At 70.4% G+C, this 16,150-nt stretch carries 17 protein-coding genes and 1 tRNA gene; 11 read left to right on the forward strand and 7 right to left on the reverse strand.

The window, feature by feature from the left end; all coding sequences use genetic code 11:
* Nucleotides 1-103: 103 nt before the first annotated feature.
* The 3 genes from ACZ6N8_RS22245 to ACZ6N8_RS22255 all read right to left on the reverse strand — a co-directional run bounded on the left by ACZ6N8_RS22245 (nucleotide 104) and on the right by ACZ6N8_RS22255 (nucleotide 3,039).
* The gene (locus ACZ6N8_RS22245) at nucleotides 104-1,063 is read right to left on the reverse strand and encodes an NAD-dependent epimerase/dehydratase family protein (protein ID WP_466012350.1); all 960 of its coding nucleotides are present in this window, start codon (nucleotides 1,061-1,063) and stop codon (nucleotides 104-106) included.
* 1 nt (nucleotide 1,064) lies between these two features.
* Nucleotides 1,065-2,552: a helix-turn-helix transcriptional regulator gene (locus ACZ6N8_RS22250; RefSeq protein WP_466012351.1), complete on the reverse strand. Its 1,488-nt coding sequence runs from the start codon at nucleotides 2,550-2,552 to the stop codon at nucleotides 1,065-1,067.
* Nucleotides 2,553-2,625: 73 nt separating this feature from the next.
* Nucleotides 2,626-3,039, reverse strand: a complete 414-nt coding sequence (locus ACZ6N8_RS22255) for a hypothetical protein (RefSeq protein ID WP_452304418.1) — start codon at nucleotides 3,037-3,039, stop codon at nucleotides 2,626-2,628.
* A 402-nt stretch (nucleotides 3,040-3,441) separates the two neighbouring features.
* Between ACZ6N8_RS22255 and ACZ6N8_RS22260 the strand changes: the two genes are divergently transcribed.
* From ACZ6N8_RS22260 to ACZ6N8_RS22305, 10 genes are all read left to right on the forward strand, one after another.
* Nucleotides 3,442-3,687, forward strand: a complete 246-nt coding sequence (locus tag ACZ6N8_RS22260; protein WP_466012353.1) for a DUF6284 family protein — start codon at nucleotides 3,442-3,444, stop codon at nucleotides 3,685-3,687.
* Nucleotides 3,687-4,061, forward strand: coding sequence for an RRQRL motif-containing zinc-binding protein (locus ACZ6N8_RS22265; protein WP_466012355.1), 375 nt, complete (start codon nucleotides 3,687-3,689; stop codon nucleotides 4,059-4,061). Before ACZ6N8_RS22260 ends, ACZ6N8_RS22265 begins: the two co-directional genes overlap by 1 nt.
* Nucleotides 4,058-4,978 (forward strand): ABC transporter permease, encoded by a 921-nt coding sequence (locus ACZ6N8_RS22270; protein ID WP_466012357.1) that lies wholly within the window; start codon nucleotides 4,058-4,060, stop codon nucleotides 4,976-4,978. The genes ACZ6N8_RS22265 and ACZ6N8_RS22270 overlap by 4 nt, the downstream gene beginning before the upstream one ends.
* A 93-nt stretch (nucleotides 4,979-5,071) precedes the next feature.
* Nucleotides 5,072-7,243 carry a cell division protein FtsK gene (locus tag ACZ6N8_RS22275; protein ID WP_466012359.1) on the forward strand — a complete coding sequence of 724 codons (2,172 nt, stop codon included), beginning with the start codon at nucleotides 5,072-5,074 and terminating at the stop codon, nucleotides 7,241-7,243.
* 136 nt (nucleotides 7,244-7,379) lie between these two features.
* Nucleotides 7,380-7,655 carry a hypothetical protein gene (locus ACZ6N8_RS22280; protein WP_466012361.1) on the forward strand — a complete coding sequence of 92 codons (276 nt, stop codon included), beginning with the start codon at nucleotides 7,380-7,382 and terminating at the stop codon, nucleotides 7,653-7,655.
* Nucleotides 7,652-7,939 carry a hypothetical protein gene (locus tag ACZ6N8_RS22285; RefSeq protein ID WP_466012362.1) on the forward strand — a complete coding sequence of 96 codons (288 nt, stop codon included), beginning with the start codon at nucleotides 7,652-7,654 and terminating at the stop codon, nucleotides 7,937-7,939. The genes ACZ6N8_RS22280 and ACZ6N8_RS22285 overlap by 4 nt, the downstream gene beginning before the upstream one ends.
* A 4-nt stretch (nucleotides 7,940-7,943) precedes the next feature.
* The gene (locus tag ACZ6N8_RS22290; protein WP_466012364.1) at nucleotides 7,944-9,092 is read left to right on the forward strand and encodes a bifunctional DNA primase/polymerase; all 1,149 of its coding nucleotides are present in this window, start codon (nucleotides 7,944-7,946) and stop codon (nucleotides 9,090-9,092) included.
* On the forward strand, nucleotides 9,089-10,687 hold the full coding sequence (locus ACZ6N8_RS22295) for a YfjI family protein (RefSeq protein WP_466012366.1): 1,599 nt from the start codon (nucleotides 9,089-9,091) through the stop codon (nucleotides 10,685-10,687). Before ACZ6N8_RS22290 ends, ACZ6N8_RS22295 begins: the two co-directional genes overlap by 4 nt.
* Before the next feature lie 479 nt (nucleotides 10,688-11,166).
* A complete protein-coding gene (locus ACZ6N8_RS22300; protein WP_203174352.1) occupies nucleotides 11,167-11,367 on the forward strand; it encodes a helix-turn-helix transcriptional regulator in 201 nt (66 codons plus the stop codon).
* Complete coding sequence (locus ACZ6N8_RS22305) at nucleotides 11,364-12,767, forward strand: tyrosine-type recombinase/integrase (RefSeq protein ID WP_466012368.1); 1,404 nt, start codon at nucleotides 11,364-11,366, stop codon at nucleotides 12,765-12,767. The genes ACZ6N8_RS22300 and ACZ6N8_RS22305 overlap by 4 nt, the downstream gene beginning before the upstream one ends.
* Nucleotides 12,768-12,769: 2 nt before the next feature.
* Here ACZ6N8_RS22305 and ACZ6N8_RS22310 read toward each other — a convergent pair whose 3' ends face one another.
* Together ACZ6N8_RS22310 and ACZ6N8_RS22315 are read right to left on the reverse strand one after the other, a co-directional pair.
* Nucleotides 12,770-13,273, reverse strand: a complete 504-nt coding sequence (locus ACZ6N8_RS22310; RefSeq protein WP_466012370.1) for a hypothetical protein — start codon at nucleotides 13,271-13,273, stop codon at nucleotides 12,770-12,772.
* Between the two features lie 155 nt (nucleotides 13,274-13,428).
* Nucleotides 13,429-13,512, reverse strand: a tRNA-Tyr gene (locus ACZ6N8_RS22315).
* Between the two features lie 147 nt (nucleotides 13,513-13,659).
* Between ACZ6N8_RS22315 and ACZ6N8_RS22320 the strand changes: the two genes are divergently transcribed.
* Nucleotides 13,660-14,154: a YajQ family cyclic di-GMP-binding protein gene (locus ACZ6N8_RS22320; RefSeq protein WP_139587980.1), complete on the forward strand. Its 495-nt coding sequence runs from the start codon at nucleotides 13,660-13,662 to the stop codon at nucleotides 14,152-14,154.
* A 10-nt stretch (nucleotides 14,155-14,164) separates the two neighbouring features.
* On the opposite strand, the gene ACZ6N8_RS22325 is transcribed toward ACZ6N8_RS22320, so the two are convergent.
* On the reverse strand, nucleotides 14,165-14,692 hold the full coding sequence (locus ACZ6N8_RS22325) for a dihydrofolate reductase family protein (protein ID WP_466012371.1): 528 nt from the start codon (nucleotides 14,690-14,692) through the stop codon (nucleotides 14,165-14,167).
* A gap of 66 nt (nucleotides 14,693-14,758) precedes the next feature.
* Nucleotides 14,759-16,018, reverse strand: coding sequence for an MFS transporter (locus tag ACZ6N8_RS22330; RefSeq protein WP_466012373.1), 1,260 nt, complete (start codon nucleotides 16,016-16,018; stop codon nucleotides 14,759-14,761).
* Nucleotides 16,019-16,150: the final 132 nt, after the last annotated feature.

Below are 16,150 nucleotides of genomic sequence, written 5' to 3' on the forward strand. Positions count from 1 at the left end.
CGACGCCGAAAGTTGCCGATGAAAGCGAGTCTCTCACGAGCAGACCCGCACCTTCACCGCATTTGACCTGATCGCTGCACCGCCTGATAAGAGGTCCAGCCCTTCACCCGTGCTCGGTTGACACACCACGCGACCACGCCTCCCATGCATCCGCAAGAATTTCGCTCAGCTTGGAAGCTGCTGGAGTCCAGCCTAAAAGGGTGTGGGCGCGGCTGATGTCGGCGATCAGCTTCGGCGGTTCGGGCCTAGACGGTTGACGGAGGACGGTCACCGAATGCCCGGTGACCTGTTCTGCGGTGGCTACCACGGTTGCCATGCTCGTTCCGATGCCTGAGCCAAGGTTGATGGTCTGGCTGGCACCTGGCTTGCAGGCTGCCAGGGCGAGCCGGACTGCGGCAGCAACGTCGGCCACGTGCACGAAGTCCCGCACCGCCGCCCCGTCGCCGTTGAGGGTTACGTGGTCAAGTTCTCCGGTGATCGCGCGGAAGACGTTTGGGATGATCCGTGCGCGGTCGGTGTCGGTGACGCCGTCGACGGCCCCAGCGATGTTGAAGGGCCGGAGGATGACCGCGCCGATTGCTCCGGTCGCCGCGTACGCCGCGACCATGTGCTCAGCCGCGACTTTCGAGGCCGCGTACGGGCTTTCGGGGTGCGGTTCGAGGTCTTCGGACAGTGCGCCGTGGTGCTGTGACCCGTAGACGATGTTGGTGGAGGCGAAGACCAGAGAGGCCGGCGCGGTGGTGCTCCGGGCTGCGTCTAGGGCCATGAGTAGGTTCAGGGTGCCGGTCGCGTTGACGTCGAAGTAACCCAGCGGGTCGGCGAACGAGTCCCGCCCGCTGGTCAACGCCGCAAGGTGCACCACTCCGTCGTACCTGCCCTCCTGGACGATCTCGGCGACCCGCGCACGGTCTCGGATGTCCCCCGTTACCAGCTCGACGCCGGACGGTGCGGTTCGGTCACCGCGGCCCCGGGTCATGACCGTGACTCGGTGCCCGGCGGCGAGCAGGTCGCGGGCTACGGCGCGGCCGAGGAATCCCAGGCCACCAGTTACCAGTACGTGCACGTCAGCTTCTCCCCAGGATCGTGCGTCGGTGTTCCCACGCGAGTTCAAGGCATCCGGCCGCCGCCGGTGCCAGCCGCCCGCTGGCGGTCAGTTCGTCGATGGTGTGCCGGGTGAACGGCAGCGCCGAGGTTGGCCGTACCCGCCCGGTCTTGACCACGGTTCCCTCAGCGTTGGAGTCGACCATCTCGGCGAACAGGTGGTCATAGGTGGGACCGTCGTACACGGCGACAGTCAAGATCTCGCCCCACAGGGTGAGTGCATCGAGCGCGACGCCGAGGCAAAACACCCGCACCCCGCCGGACGCGTACGCCCGGTCGAACGCCGCCAGCGGTTCCGCGCTGTAGTCCGCCGGTTCGCCGTCGCCGCCGTGCTCGGCACTGCCGAGGAATTCCTCGCTGTACTCCCGCATCATGTTGCGCCACAGGTCGAAGTCAGCCACCTGAGCGGCAGGCAGGACGCTTGACGGCTGGAACACTCCCGCCGGCATGATGTGCAGCATTCCCCCGGCTACGGCCACGTTGCCGGCAGCGCGGTTGTGCAGCACGAAGGACGCTCCGTCGTCGTCTACCCGCAGGGTGAGCGTGTCGGTCGACGGCGCTGTCGGTCGACGGCTGGGCGTGAACGGGTCGCCCACGAGCCGTCGGAAGCTCAGGTGTCGCCAGGATGCCGGCAGGATGCCGCTTCCATCGCCGGCTACGTGGTACATGGCCATTTCGTGGGCGAGCGCTTCCGACACATCGACACCGCCGAAGTACGTGCCGGTGGTGAAGGTGAGCGCATGGTCGGGCTGGCTCCAGTCGACTCCCGCGAGGTGCCACGCGAGCCGGTTCTCAAAGAGCCGCGGCTGTTCAACATCCCGCAGGGCGAGGCTGTAGCGCTGGTGCCGCCGCCCGTCCGACGCCAACGGCCGTACGCCGGCCGCCGCGTCCTCGGTCCCGGTGACGAGGGGCGCGATTCCCTCCGGCGCAAGCCCAATTCCGAACCGTGCCAGCTCGATCGGGGTCGACGGCAACCATTGCGGTGCCGCAATCAAGCCGCTGTCACCTACACGCTGCTCTACGTCATAAAGGCGTGCGGCCTCACGTGCAAGCTGCACACGGTGAGCGTTCAGCTTCCGCCGGACCGCTCGCCACTCTTCCTGGCTGTCCTCGGCCTGCGGGTGAGACACCGGATCTTGGTAGATCGCGAAACCTCCGGAATCGTTCTGGGGACTGTCGCGCTGCCTAGGCGTGACGCGCTGCCTGGTGAGTCCAAGGTCCTGCACAGATACGCCGAAGTGCTCGGCAAGAAGCTGCCGGTAGAGCGCGGACGGATACGTGATCCCTCGCTCCCACCTGCTGACCTGATTGGCGGTCAGAGCCAGCCTCTTCCCACGCGCCACCCCCAGGCGGTTCAACCCATCCGCCACGTCCTGCTGAGTCTCGCCCGCAGCGTCGCGGAGGTTGTACAGGGCGAGGTTCGGGGTGGCATCCCTGGCGTGAGCAGGCACAACGACCCTCCTTCGCTGGCGTAGGCATCCGCCGACGCGCAATCGCGCCTAGTCGATGCCTAGTGGACGGCGTTTACCCGGCTGGTGAACGGCGTTCGGATGCGCGTTCGGAACTGGTGTCCTTATCACCATGACCGACATCGACACCCATCCGCTCTACGGCATCCGCGAGCCGCCGTACCTCGGCGTGCAGCTGGTCCAGCCGTGCGAGTACCAGCGACGAACTGTCCGCCCGTCCCACTCCCCCGCCGCCGTCCGGCGGTGTGGCCCCGGTCAGCACGGCACGGAGGTAGTCGTCCGGCCAGCCGAGAGCCTGCGAGATCGCGGCGAGCGTGCGCGCCGACCGCTTCCGGGTCGCGGTCGCCTTTTGCAGCTCACGCAGGGTGGCAACCGACACCTTGGACCGCTCGGCCAACTCCTGTTGCGACAGCGGCAAGTCGGCCATCCGGCCGTTGATTGCGCTGGCCACAGCCTGCCAATCCTCCACCCGATGCCTCCCTGTCTGACTGCTTGATCCGCTGATCCTAGTCCCCTCACCTCGTTGACACCGCACAACTTCAGCGCTAATTTTAGCGCTGAAATTAGCTACGCCAGCCGGCAGGCAGCCGGGGAAGGCAGCCCCTCACGGAGCTGCGCGCCCACGAGCCTCTGCGCGCTAGTTCGTTGAGAACCGAATAGCAGGAGCGCCGCGTGGATTCGTCTGCGGCATCCCCGCCTTGAGCCACACGGTGGCCGACCCCGGTGTCTTCCCGGGCGAGCGGGGCGAGCGGGCCGGATCTGGCGCGCGGCATGGACTTCTGCCTATCGCTTTCTGTTCGCCCCGGGGTGCGGCCGATCTGGTCGCACCCCCGGGCTTTTCCCACTTCATCGACTCACCGGAGGTTCCCCCGTGCGCACGCACCTCGCCCCCGTCACCGCCGAACCGACCACCGCCAACCTGGACGCGATCGACGCGGAGTGGCCGCTGATCGCGGCCGAGCTGGACCTGCTGGACGCCGAAATCACGCTGCTGTACGCCGAGGACCACGGCGGCCCGACCGAGCTGGACTGGCGGCGGTTGCGCCGGGCCGAGGCGCGGGTCACCCGCGCCGCTGCCGACACCGCTACCCGGACCGACCCGCACCGCGCGGCCTGATGGCCCGCATCCGCGCCGCCTTCCACGACCCGGACGGCACGCGGCACGGCATCCCCACCTACTGGTGGAAAGGTGCCCCGCCCGGCTACGCCACCCGCCGCCAACTGACCGCCGCCGGCCTACGCCCCGGCGGCCAACCCGTCGCCGCTCAGGTGCTCTGGCAAGGGGTCGGCGGCACCCGCGCCGCCTACCTGTACCGGGTCGACCTGGCCGCGCCAAAGCGCACCGCGACCCCCGCGCAGCGCGCCGCGATCGGCAAGGCGCTCACGGCCCGCCGGACCTGCCGCACCTGCCACACGGTGCGGCCGTACTTCATCCCGCGCTCGCTGGGCGAATGCCTCGCGTGCGCCTTCCCCCAGGAGGACGCAGCATGACCGCCCCCGCCATCAACGGCACCAAGTACCCGCAGCCCGTCGACGAGCTGCTACCCGCCGCCCGCACGCTCACCAAGGAGTTGGGCGAGGTTCCCTCGCGCAACAGGCTCATGACCGAGTACCGCATCGGCGCACCCAAGGCGACCGAGCTGCGGACCCGGCTGGTCGAAGAGAAGGCCCGCGAGATCGCCGCCCGCGACACCACCACCTACAACCTGGTTCGCGGTGGGACCGGCGGCGCAACTGACGCCGATGTCGCCGACGCGGCCCGCCGGGTAGCGGCCGACCCGACCGCATCCGACTACCTGCGAGAGACGGCCCGCGACGTGCTCGCCGGTGTCGCCCCGGACCCGCTGCCGACCCCGGTCGTACCCGAGGCCGCGCCGCCGGTCGTGCCGGACCCGACCCCCTCACCGGAGATCACGCGCACCGAGCCGGTCGCCGAGGTCACGCCGGTCAGTCACCCGGACACGCCCGCACCGCCCGCGCCGGCCCGGTCGGCGGTGGTGTGGCCGGTGGTGCTGCTGGCGCTGCCGGCGTTCGTCGCGATCTGGTCCGGGTGGGTCGGGTTGGGCGGACTCACCGGGTTCGGCATCGTGCACCCGCTCCCGGGTATCTGGGACAGCTTCTCCATCAACTCGGCGATCACGCTCCCGATCGGGGTGGAGACGTACGGCGCGTACGCGCTCTACGTGTGGCTGTCCGGGCGGGTGCCCGAGCGGGCACGCCGGTTCGCCAAGTGGTCCGCCCTCGGTTCCCTCGCCATCGGCGCACTCGGCCAGGTCGCCTACCACCTGTTGGAGGCCGCCGGGGTCACCTCGGCCCCCTGGTGGATCACCACCGCCGTTGCCTGCCTGCCCGTCGCGGTGCTCGGCATGGGGGCGGCTCTGGCGCACCTGGTTCGCACGCACGACTAGTTCCGCCCGGCGGCACGGCCCCTGGCTTCCCAACCTGCGCCGTGCCGCCGGCCCCCTCTTTCCGATCTCCCGACCGTTGGAGGAACACCCATCATGACGTCCCCCCGAGATGACGACCGTTTCGACTGGCAGGCCGCCGAGAACGACCTGACCAATCCGACCGCCACCGGCCCGGATGCCGAGGTGGTCGACCTGGACGACGCCCGCGCCCGGCGGGCACCTCGGCCGCGCCCCGCCGCCGATGCCACCCACTTCGATCTGCCTCTCGACGAGACGCCGCAGCGCGGCGGGATGCTGGTCGACCCGCCGGCTACCGCCCCAAATGGGCGGCGGCCGATCATCCCGGCGGGGTGGTCGGGGTGGCAGAACATCAAGCACAGCGTGCGGCAGGCCGCCGAGTTGGCCGGCTACCGCGCCGGCTTCCACGCGGTCCGCTCGCCGTGGTACGCCACCCAGGCCGCGTTCTGGGCCACGGTCGGGGCGTTCCGGCTGACCGGGCGGCAACTGCGGTGGTGGTGGGTCGCCGAGCAGACCGGGCTACGGCAGGCCGCCGCCGACGCGAACGACCCGGTGATGTGGCACAAGCTGCACCGGGAGGTGAAGGCCACCCGGGCATGGCGGGGCGTCGTGCTGCTGGCCGAGGCGGTGACGCTGGCGGTGGCCGTGCCGATCGCGTGGGCGACCGCGCCGTGGTGGGCGCTGACCGCAGGTGCCGGCCTGGCCGTGGCCTACCTCGCGCACGTCGGGCGGCCGGATGACCGGCCGATCATCACCCCGGCTACCGTGGCGGGTCGGTTCCGGCGGGTCAACCCGGACATCATCCTGCGCGCCTACTACGCCGCCGGCCTCGGCAACCCGGACAAGGCGCACCAGCGGGTGGAGTTCGGCTCCACGATGGCCCGTGACCCCTCTGGCACCGGCTCTCAGGTGTCGATCGATCTGCCGTACGGCAAGACGTTCGACGACGCGGTGAAAGCCCGCGGTTCGATCGCCTCGGGGTTGGACGTGGCCGTGTCACAGGTGTTCATCACCCGCGACCCGTCCTCGCACCGCCGCCACACGCTGTGGGTCGCCGACCGTGACCCGCTTGCCCAGAGCGCGGGCCGCACGCCGCTGTTGCGGTGCAAGCCGACCGACATTTGGCAGCCTGCCCCGTTCGGGCTGGACGAGCGCGGCAACAAGGTCGCTGTTGACCTGATGTGGAACAGCGTCCTGATCGGCGCGCAACCTCGGCAGGGCAAGACGTTCGCCGCCCGCTCCCTGGCGTTGTACGCCGCTTTGGACCCGTATGTGAAGCTGACCGTTCTCGACGGTGGCGGTAAGCCCGACTGGCGCAAGTTCGCGCTGGTCGCCGACCGGTACGCGTTCGGCCTGGCCATGACCCGCGACGGCGACCCGGCGGAAATCGTGCTGGAGGCGTTGCGGGAGATCAAGGCCGACGTGCAAGACCGCTACGAGCGGCTGTCACGGCTGCCCGTCGACGTCTGCCCGGAAGGCAAGCTGACCCGCGAGATCGCCCGCGATCCGAAGTACAACATGCCGGTGCGAGCGGTGTTCCTGGACGAGTTCCAGGAGTACTTCGACCTCGGCGACATCAGCAAGGAGATCGCGTCGCTGCTGGTCTACCTGGTGAAGGTCGCCCCGGCCGCCGGGGTGATGTTTGTTGACGCCACGCAGCGACCCTCCGGGGTTGGCGGTGGTCAGGTGGCTACGCAGTTCATCAGCTTCCGCGACAACCACCAGGTGCGGTTCTCGCTGCGTACCGGTTCGTGGAACGTCTCGGATCTGGTGTTGGGGGCGGGGGCGAACTCCGAGGGCTACGACTCGTCCACGCTGCTGCCGTCCTACAAGGGCGTTGGCATCCTGCGCGGCGCGTCGGACGCCACCCCGACCGTTCGGACGTACCTCGCGGATGCCGACGACGCGGAGAAGATCCTGATCGCCGCGCGGAAGCTGCGCGAGGCGGCCGGCACGCTGTCCGGGATGGCGGCCGGGGAGGACGTCACCCGCGAGATCCGCGATGTGCTCGCCGACGTTCGCAGCGTGATCGAGCGCGGCGAGACGGGCGCGCAGTGGGAAGAGATCGCGGCCCGCCTCGCCGCCCGACTGCCCGAGGCGTACGCGGACGTGACCGCCGAATCGATCTCCGCTCAGGTCCGCTCGTTCGGTGTACGCAGCGTAGACGTCAAGCGCTCCGGCAAGGCCCTCAAGGGAGCCAAGGCCGACGACATCGACGCCGCGATCACCCGCCGCAAGGCCGCCTAACAGGTCGCGGCCCGCCCGCGACCGGTCGCGTTCGCGCGACTCGACCCGCGACCGGCCTGGTCAGGACAGACATTGGCCGGTCGCGGGTCGCCCCCACCCCGCTCTAAGCCCGAAAACAGCCTCGGGAGGCCCCACCGTGCCCACCCACGCCGCGACCGCAACCACCACCGGCACCGCTGCCGGCATGATCATCCTGATTCTTCTCATCGTCACGCTCGGTTACCTCACGGCGTGCATGATCCGGCCGTTTCGGCGCTGCCGCCGCTGCCACGGCATCGGCCGACGCCGCACCCTGATCCTGCGCGTCGGGCGTACCTGCCGCCGCTGCGACGGCAACGGGGAGCACCTACGTGTCGGCCGTGTCGCCATCAACTACCTGCGCGAGCTACACGACAAAGGCACGCCCCGATGAACCGCCGCGCCGCCGGCCACACCGAGTGGTGCGGGATGGACCACCGCTGCAACCTCGGTGAACACCGCTCGGAAGAAATCGTGATCGACGTCGCCGGCCGCTCCCGCGCCGTCCTCGTGCGGGTGCGCACCGCCGCCGGCCGCGAACACGCCGAGGTCCGCGTCAGGGTCGCGCTCGCCCCGACCGAGGTGGCCGCCCGCCGACAGTTGGTCGGGCTACTCGGCGACCTGCGGCACGCGGTGACCCGGGCCGCGATCACCACCCGGCCCCGACCGAGGCGGTAACCCGGTGGCCGCCCGGTGGCTGGCCGCAAGCACGGTGCTCGGCCGGCCGGTGACCGACGCCGAGGCGTACCCGCACATCTGCAACCGGCTACTCGCCGCCGACAACGCGAGCAGCGGCCGGCCCGTCCTGCTACGCCGCCGCGACTGCGCCGCCTGCGCCCAAGGCCGACACGAACGCCTACACGGCCGGCCGCAACCCGCTCGCCTCACCACCTCACCCGCACCACCGGAGAGGACCCGCACCATGCCCGACAACCCGCTGCTCACCGCCGCGCTCGCGCACGCCGCACGCGGCTGGCACGTCTTCCCGCTACGCCCCGACGACAAGCGACCCGCCTTCCCCGACCACGCTGGCGACGACTGCACCGGCCGCGACCCGCGCTGCCGCGCCGCCGGGCACCACCTCGGATGGGAGCCCCGCGCCACCTGCGACCCCGACCGCATCCGCCGCGCGTGGTCTGCCCGCCCCTACGGCATCGGGTTGGCCTGCGGCCCGTCGCGGCTGGTCGTGGTCGACCTCGACCGGCCCAAGGACGGCACCACCGGCCCTACCGGACTGGACACCCTCGCCGACCTGGCCGCCGCACACGGAACCGTCATCGAACCGACCTACACGGTGACCACCGGGCGGGGCGGCACCCACCTCTACTACCGCCACCCCGACGACGGACCAGAGTTGCGCAACACGGCCGGCACGCTCGGCCCGCTGGTCGACACCCGCGCGCATGGCGGCTACGTAGTCGCCGCCGGGTCGACGGTCAACGGACGGCCCTACCGGGTCGACCTGGACACCGACCCCGCCCCACTGCCCCGGTGGCTGGCCGACCGGTTGATTCCGGCGCCGCTTCCGCCGCAGCGGCCGGTGGTGGTGTCCCTGCCGACCGACCGCAACCGCGCGTACGTCCGGGCCGCGATCACCCGGGAAGCCGACCGGGTAACCACCGCACCGGCAGGGGAACGCAACCGCGCGCTCTACATCGCGGCCGTGGCACTCGGGCAACTCACCGCCGGTGGGTCGCTCACCGCCGAGGACGCCGAAAGCGTGCTGGAACAAGCCGCAGCACAGGCCGGGCTGGGCCACGTCGAGACGGCACGCACCATCCGATCCGGGCTGGCCGCCGGCAGCAAGCGACCCCGGCAGGTGGCCGCATGAACGCCGCCCGCCTCCACCTCGTCACCGACCACCCCGACACCACCGACGCGCCGGCCCCGGGTGGCCCGCTGTGGGATGTTCCAGTGCCCTTGACCGGGCCGAGCACCGCGCCGCCGCCGTTCCCGGTCGACGTGTTCCCGCGCTGGTTGGGCGACATGGTGACCGGCGTCGCCCGGTTCACCCAGACCGATCCGGCGATGGCCGGCACCCTCGCCGTGGCCGTGCTCTCCGCATGTGCGGGTGGCCGCCTGGAGGTGGAGCCGGTCGGCGGGTGGCGCGAGCCAGTGAACGTGTTCGCCGCCGTCATCGCCGGCCCCGGCGAGCGGAAGTCGCCTGTTCACCGGGCGATGACCGCGCCGCTGTTCGCCGCTCAGTCGACGTTGGGTGAGGCGATGCGACCGCGGATCGCCGAGGCTGCCGCGTTGCGGGATATCGCCGACCGGCAGGCCGAGCAAGCCAAGGCTCAGGCCGCAAAGGCCAGCGACCCGGGCAAGCGGGACGAGGCCGCCGCCGAGGCGGTAGCCGCTGCGATCGCGGCCGAGGCGATCACCGTTCCCGGCCTGCCCCGCCTGATCGTGGATGACGCCACTCCGGAAGCCCTGATCGGGTTGATGGCTGCCAACGGCGGACGGATGGCGATCATCTCGGATGAGGGCGGGATCTTTGACACCCTCGCTGGTCGGTACTCCGGTGCCCCGAACCTTGACCCCTACCTGAAAGGCCACGCGGGGCAGCCGATGAGCAACGAACGGCAGACCCGCGAGGGTGCCTCGGTCGACAAACCCGCGCTGACCGTGTGCGTCATGGCGCAGCCGACCGTGCTGCGCAAGTTCGGCGGGAACGCCGACCTCGCCGGGCGCGGCCTGCCTGCCCGGTTCTTGTTCGCGCTGCCCCGCTCGCTGGCCGGGTATCGGCTGGTCGACACGGAGCCGGTGCCCGAGGCGGTGACGGCCGGCTACCGGCACCGGGTGCACGACCTGGCCGCGACCCTCGCCGAGTGGGAAGACCCCGCCGTGGTCACCCTCACCCCGGAAGCGGGGCGGGTGCGGCTGGCGGCTGCTCAGGAGGTGGAGGCGCAGCTACGGCCCGGCGGGACGCTGCACGACATGCGGGAGTGGGGCAACAAGCTCTCCGGGGCAACGCTGCGGCTGGCCGGGTTGCTGCACGTCGCCCACCACCCCGCCGACGCGTGGCGACGCCCGATCGACGCCGACCGGATGGCCGACGCGGTGAGGCTGGCCGAGTTTTTCGCCGCGCACTACCGGGCCGCGCTCACCACCATCGGCAGTGATGCGGCGATGGAGAACACCCGGTACGTGCTCGGGGTGCTCACCACCAAGGGCATGACCACCTTCACCCGCCGAGAGCTACACCGCCGCGTGTCGCGCCGGCTGCCGAAGTCCGACGAGGTGTCGGCGGTGCTCGCCGAGCTGGCCGCGCTCGGGTGGGTGCGCAACGGGCCGGACGGGCGGTACGAGCTGCACCCGCGCGCCGTGGCCGAGGTGCCCGAAGGCGTTGACACGTTGACAATCGCCCCCGACGCCGACGTTTCCCCAGCTCAGAGCACCCGCGAGGGTGTCAACGGGGGGCGTTGACAGCCGTTGACAGGCGTTGACAACCCGCCACCGGCCGACCCGGTGTCAACGGGTGTCAACGCCTGTCAACGGAGGGTGTTGACACCCCGACACCGCCTCTCACCTGCGGAAACGCTTCCGGTTCGGCCGATTGTCAACGTGTCAACGCTTCCCGGCCCCCTCCCGGCCCGCATCCGCGCCACCCCCCGTCGATCGGCACCGGAAACGGCCCGCTCAGAGCCACACAGACGGTTCGGCCCTATGCCTTACACCAACCATGCCCGGATCTTGCCTCCACGGCGCTCTCAGCGGGCCGCCCTACGCCGTTCTGCCGCACCGCCACCCCGACCCTCCACAGACGACCGACGCCGACCGGAAGGCGCTCACCGCGCCAATCAGCCCGCAAAACACCCCGCCGAAACAGCCGCAACGCCGCCCGCCGCAACGCAGCGGCTTGTTCCAGCGCTCCACCTGCACCCCGCACGAGGGAGGCCCCGCCCATGACCGCGCGCCGCACCCCTACCGGCAACCTGCTCACCCTCGCCGAAGTCCTGGACGAACTCCGCGTACCCCGGTCGACCTTCTTCCGCTGGAAGGCCACCGGCCGCGCACCCCGAACGATCAAGTACCCGAACGGCAGCCTGTACGTCCGCCGCCGCGACCTAGATAACTGGCTCAACGACCACGAAGAGGCAGCATGAGCAGCACTTACGAAGTACGCGTACACGGCATCCTCAAGAACCAACTCAGCAAGGGCTACTCCTACGTGGTCCGCTGGAAGGTGGCGGGCGAGCCGTTCCGGAAGACCTTCGCGACCCGCGCCCTAGCCGAGAGCTACCGGTCAAAGCTGGTGGTGTCTCAGCGGGAAGGCGTCGCGTTCGACAAGGCCAGCGGCCTGCCCGAGCCCATGGCCCGCGCGCTCAACGCCCGTTCGTGGTACGAGCACGCGGTGGCCTACGTCGACATGAAGTGGCCCCGCGCGTCGGCAAAGCATCGCAAGGGCATCGCCGAGACGCTGGCCACCGTTACACCGGCACTGCTGACGACGGACCGGGGCGTGCCCAGCGACAAGGCGCTACGGGCCGCGCTCTACGGGTGGGTGTTCAACAAGGCTCGCCGCGACGCTGGCGACCCACCCGCTCACCTGTCCGCCGCCGTGCGCTGGCTCAAGGCAAACACCGTCGATCTGACGGCGCTCGCCGACCCTGCCTTGGTGCGGAAGGCGCTCGACACACTCGCCCTGCGGATGGATGGTGCCCCCGCCTCGGCAAGCACGATCGCTCGCAAGCGGGCAGTCTTCTCCGGCGCTCTCAAGTACGCCGTTGAGCTGCGCCTACTCGACACCCACCCAATGACCCTGGTGAGCTGGACCGCCCCGAAGACGGCCGATGAGGTCGACCGGGGCGCGGTGGTGAACCCCGATCAGGCGCGGGCACTGCTCGCCGAGGTCGGCCGCACGGTGCCCGAGTTGGAAGCGTTCTTCGGATGCATGTACTACGCCGCACTACGCCCCGAAGAGGTGCTTCACCTGCGCGAAGACGAGTACGAGCGGCCCGCCGAGCCTGACGGGTGGGGCGTACTGCACCTGACCGGCTCGACGGTGGCCGTGGGTCGGGACTGGGGCGACGGAGACGACACGGCCGAGGACCGGGGGTTGAAGCACCGAGCGAAGGCCGCCACACGGGATGTGCCGGTGCCGCCGCCGCTCGTGCGGCTGCTCGACCACCATGTCAAGGAGTACCCGGCCGGATCAAACGGGAAGCTGTTCGTCACCCGGCGCGGCCCCGGTGGTCGGTACGTGCCCACCGCTGGCCAGCCCATCCCGAACAACACCTATGGGAAGGCGTGGCGCGACGCGCGAGCCAAGGTGCTCACGCCGGCTCAACAGCGCTCGCCGCTGGCCCGCCGGCCATACGACCTGCGGCACGCCGCCGTGTCGCTATGGCTCAACGCCGGCGTACCGGCTACCCAGGTTGCCGAATGGGCCGGGCACAGCGTCCACGTCCTCATGCGGGTCTACGCGAAATGCGTTTATGGCCAGGAAGAAGCGGCCAAGCGCCGCATCGAGGCTGCTCTCACCACGTTGAGCGCATTCGAGTAAGACTAGGTGGTCTTTGACTCCTGATGGCTGGTGATGTCTTCGTGGAGGGCGCTAATCAGATCCGCCCTGGCATCTGATGTGCCGGGCACACTGCCCGCCGCAAACTTGACGATCGCCGTCATCGTCCGGGTCGTCGTCGAATACAACTCAGCGCCGGCCAGGACCAGCACCTCACTCTGAAGCCCCAGCAGGCGGTTCTGGATCTCATCGAACCTCTTGTGGGCCTCCCGCCGATCTTCGATCGACTCAGTCTGAACGTCTTGGAGGTCGAGCGCCGCCAACTGCAGGCCCTCAATCTCCGTCAAGAACTTGGCATACAGAGCCTGCTTCGCGGCTAACAGAGCGCGGCGATCCTCGGTCGCCACCTGAAGCCTGAGAAGTTCTAGCTGGACTTCTTGCCCACGCACCTCTGCCCGTGAAGCCACCCGACCGCTGACGACCACGGCTAGTGCTCCGACAGCAGCACCGAATGCCGTCCCCGCTGGAGCCAACCATTCCCACGCCACGCGGTCATCATGTCCGATGGCGGCAAGCACGATCGGCCGGCGACACGCATGCGACACAGCCAGCGGGATCGAGCGGGCTAGAGCGGGACTGAGTGAGACTCACAGAAGAGGCCCCTGACCGGCGTTCGCGCTGGTCAGGGGCCTCTTCTTGCACCTGGTGGCGGGTAGAGGATTCGAACCTCTGTAGCTTTCGCGACGGATTTACAGTCCGCTCCCATTGGCCGCTCGGGCAACCCGCCAGGGCACCCCACCGCGTCGTAACGCGGCGGCGGAAGCAAGGATAGCGGCTCCCCCCGGTGCCGGTGCAACCGGGTACGGTCAGGGGGTCGTGCCGCTGGTCGGCGGCCGGCAGCAGGCCCAGACCGCCGGACAGCAGGAGTATCAGCATGGCAGCGAACCCGTCGTTCGACATCGTGAGCAAGGTTGACCGCCAGGAGGTCGACAACGCCCTCCGTCAGGCGGAGAAGGAGCTCTCGACGCGGTTCGACTTCCGTGGCACGGGCGCGGAGATCTCCTGGTCGGGTGAGGAGGCGATAGGCCTTCAGGCGGAGACCGAGGAGCGGGTGCGCGCCGCGCTTGACGTGTTCAAGGAGAAGTTGGTCAAGCGGAACATCTCGTTGAAGTCGTTGGACGCGGGCGAGGCGCGTCCGTCCGGCAAGGTGTTCAAGATTGACTGCAAGGTGATCCAGGGCATCGAGACGGACAAGGCCAAGGCGATCAGCAAGAAGATCCGCGACGAGGGCCCCAAGGGTGTCCAGGCGCAGATCCAGGGCGACCAGCTGCGCGTCACAGGCAAGAAGCGGGACGACCTCCAGGCTGTCATCGCCCTGCTCAAGGGTGAGGACTTCGGGGTCGCCCTCCAGTTCACCAACTACCGGTAGCGACCGGCCGTCAGGCCACGACCCGGTACCAGTGCGCGGTCTCGCCGGGGATCGGCGCGAGCCGCACCTGCTCGCCGCCCGGGTCGTCGAAGATGCGCACCCCGTCGCCGAGCAGCACCGGCGCGAAGAAGATGAGGATCTCGTCGAGCAGGCCGGCACGGAGGCACTGCTTGGCGACGTCCGCGCCGAGCACGTTCACGTACTTGTCGCCGGCGGCCTGCTTGGCCTGTTCGACGGCGGTGTGCAGGTCGCCGGCGAAGGTGACGTCGGCGGGCGGTCGGGCCGGCGGTTGGTGGGTCAGGACGACCACCGGGCCGTGGTACCGGCCGCCGAAGGCGCCTTCACTGTCGGTGCCCCGGTTGGGGTCGTCGCCGCCGAAGGTGCGGTTGCCGGCGAGGATCGCGCCGACGTTGGCCAGGACGCGGTCGGCGGTCGGGTTGTCGATCGTGAGGTGTTCGGTCAGCCAGGACATGTCCCCGCCGGGGCCTGCGATGTAGCCGTCGAGCGACGCGGTCGCCGAGTAGAGCAGCTTCGCCATGGGGTCATTCTGGTGGACTCCCGGCGGCCACAGAAGTCATCGGGGCCACCGGACCGAGCCGGCCGGTCAGACGGTGACGGGCTCCTCGGCGCGTACCGCCGAGGTTTCCGCGCGGGCGATGGGCCCGGCGGGCAGCGCGGCGACCGCGGCCGCGACGGCGACCGCCGCCCCGGCGAACAGGAACGCCCACGGCACGCCGCCGGCGTTGTCCACGATGAGGCCGGCCACCGCGCCGCCGGCGGCGCTTGCCGCGACAGCGATGGTGACAACCCAGGTGTACGCCTCGTTCAGCATGCCCGTGGGGGCGATCCGGCCGACCAGGGTGTTCTCCAGGGTCAGGGCGGGAGCGATGGTGGCGCCCCCGACGACCAGCGCGACGCCCAGCGCCAGCGGGGTGGGCATCACCGCGAAGATGACGAAGGTGCCGGCGAGGGCGGCGAGCAGCAGGGCGAACTGCCGGGTCATGTTCGGTGCCGGCTTGCGTACGCCGAACCAGAAACCGCCGATGGCGCTGCCGACCCCCCAGACGGCGAGCAGCATTCCGGCCAGGCTCTCCGGGTCGTCTGTGGTGTGGCCGCTCGCGTACGCCGGGACGATCACCCCGGCGGCGCCGAACGCGATGCCCAGGCCGGCCACGCAGACCAGCAGGGCGGGGAATCCGGCGACGCGCAGCGGGCCGAGCCCTCGGGCGTGGTGTTCGCGCGGGTGGGGGCGCCAGCCGCGCATCACCTGGCCGAGCGCGACCGCGCTGGTCCCGACGAGGGTGACCGCTGCCGCGCCGATCAGGGCCGCCGCCGCGTCGGCCACCAGCACGAAACCGGCCACGAGCAGCGGGCCGAGGACGAACACGATCTCGAACAGCGAGGTCTCCGCGGCGAGGGCCGTGTTGCGCAGGGCGTACCGGCCGGAGGCGGGGGAGGTCAGTTCGTTCCAGGCACCCCGGATGGCGGCGGTGAGCGGCGGGAAGGTGGCACCGGCGACACCGGACGCCAGGTAGATGACGGCGAGGGCGTCCTCGCCGGCCCGGCTGGCCAGCAGCAGCCCGGTGAGCGCCAGCGGGTGGGCCACTGCGGTGACCAGGAGGACGGGGCTCGGGCCGACCCGGTCGGCGATCCGCCCGGCGATCGGGCTGAGCGCGGCACCGGCGATGGCGTAGATGCCGCCCGCGACGGCGGCGAGCGCGTACCGCCCGGTCACCTGCTCGACAACCAGCAGCAGCGCCAGCGGTGTCATGCCGATCCCGAGTCGTCCGATGATGCCGGTGAGCAGCAGCATCGGGGCACCGGGGATCTGCCAGACGCCCAGGTACTGACGCAGCGCGGCCACCGTGAACCTCCGAGGATGTAATGGGCAAGAGCCGTTACGACCCTAACGCCGGGGGTCAGCGGCAGGAACCGGATATCGCGTGCGACACAGCACTCCGCCCGCCCCGGAGCGACCGGGTACGGGCGGAGTGGA

The sequence above is a fragment of the Micromonospora sp. NPDC047521 genome (assembly GCF_055587305.1).

Bases quoted from the DNA above. Each gene is read 5' to 3' on its own strand.
- ACZ6N8_RS22265 (WP_466012355.1), top strand. From the start codon at position 3,687: ATGGCCCGCATCCGCGCCGCCTTCCACGACCCGGACGGCACGCGGCAC.
- ACZ6N8_RS22270 (WP_466012357.1), top strand. From the start codon at position 4,058: ATGACCGCCCCCGCCATCAACGGCACCAAGTACCCGCAGCCCGTCGAC.
- ACZ6N8_RS22275 (WP_466012359.1), top strand. From the start codon at position 5,072: ATGACGTCCCCCCGAGATGACGACCGTTTCGACTGGCAGGCCGCCGAG.
- ACZ6N8_RS22285 (WP_466012362.1), top strand. From the start codon at position 7,652: ATGAACCGCCGCGCCGCCGGCCACACCGAGTGGTGCGGGATGGACCAC.
- ACZ6N8_RS22295 (WP_466012366.1), top strand. From the start codon at position 9,089: ATGAACGCCGCCCGCCTCCACCTCGTCACCGACCACCCCGACACCACC.
- ACZ6N8_RS22300 (WP_203174352.1), top strand. From the start codon at position 11,167: ATGACCGCGCGCCGCACCCCTACCGGCAACCTGCTCACCCTCGCCGAA.
- ACZ6N8_RS22305 (WP_466012368.1), top strand. From the start codon at position 11,364: ATGAGCAGCACTTACGAAGTACGCGTACACGGCATCCTCAAGAACCAA.
- ACZ6N8_RS22320 (WP_139587980.1), top strand. From the start codon at position 13,660: ATGGCAGCGAACCCGTCGTTCGACATCGTGAGCAAGGTTGACCGCCAG.
- ACZ6N8_RS22325 (WP_466012371.1), bottom strand. From the start codon at position 14,692: ATGGCGAAGCTGCTCTACTCGGCGACCGCGTCGCTCGACGGCTACATC.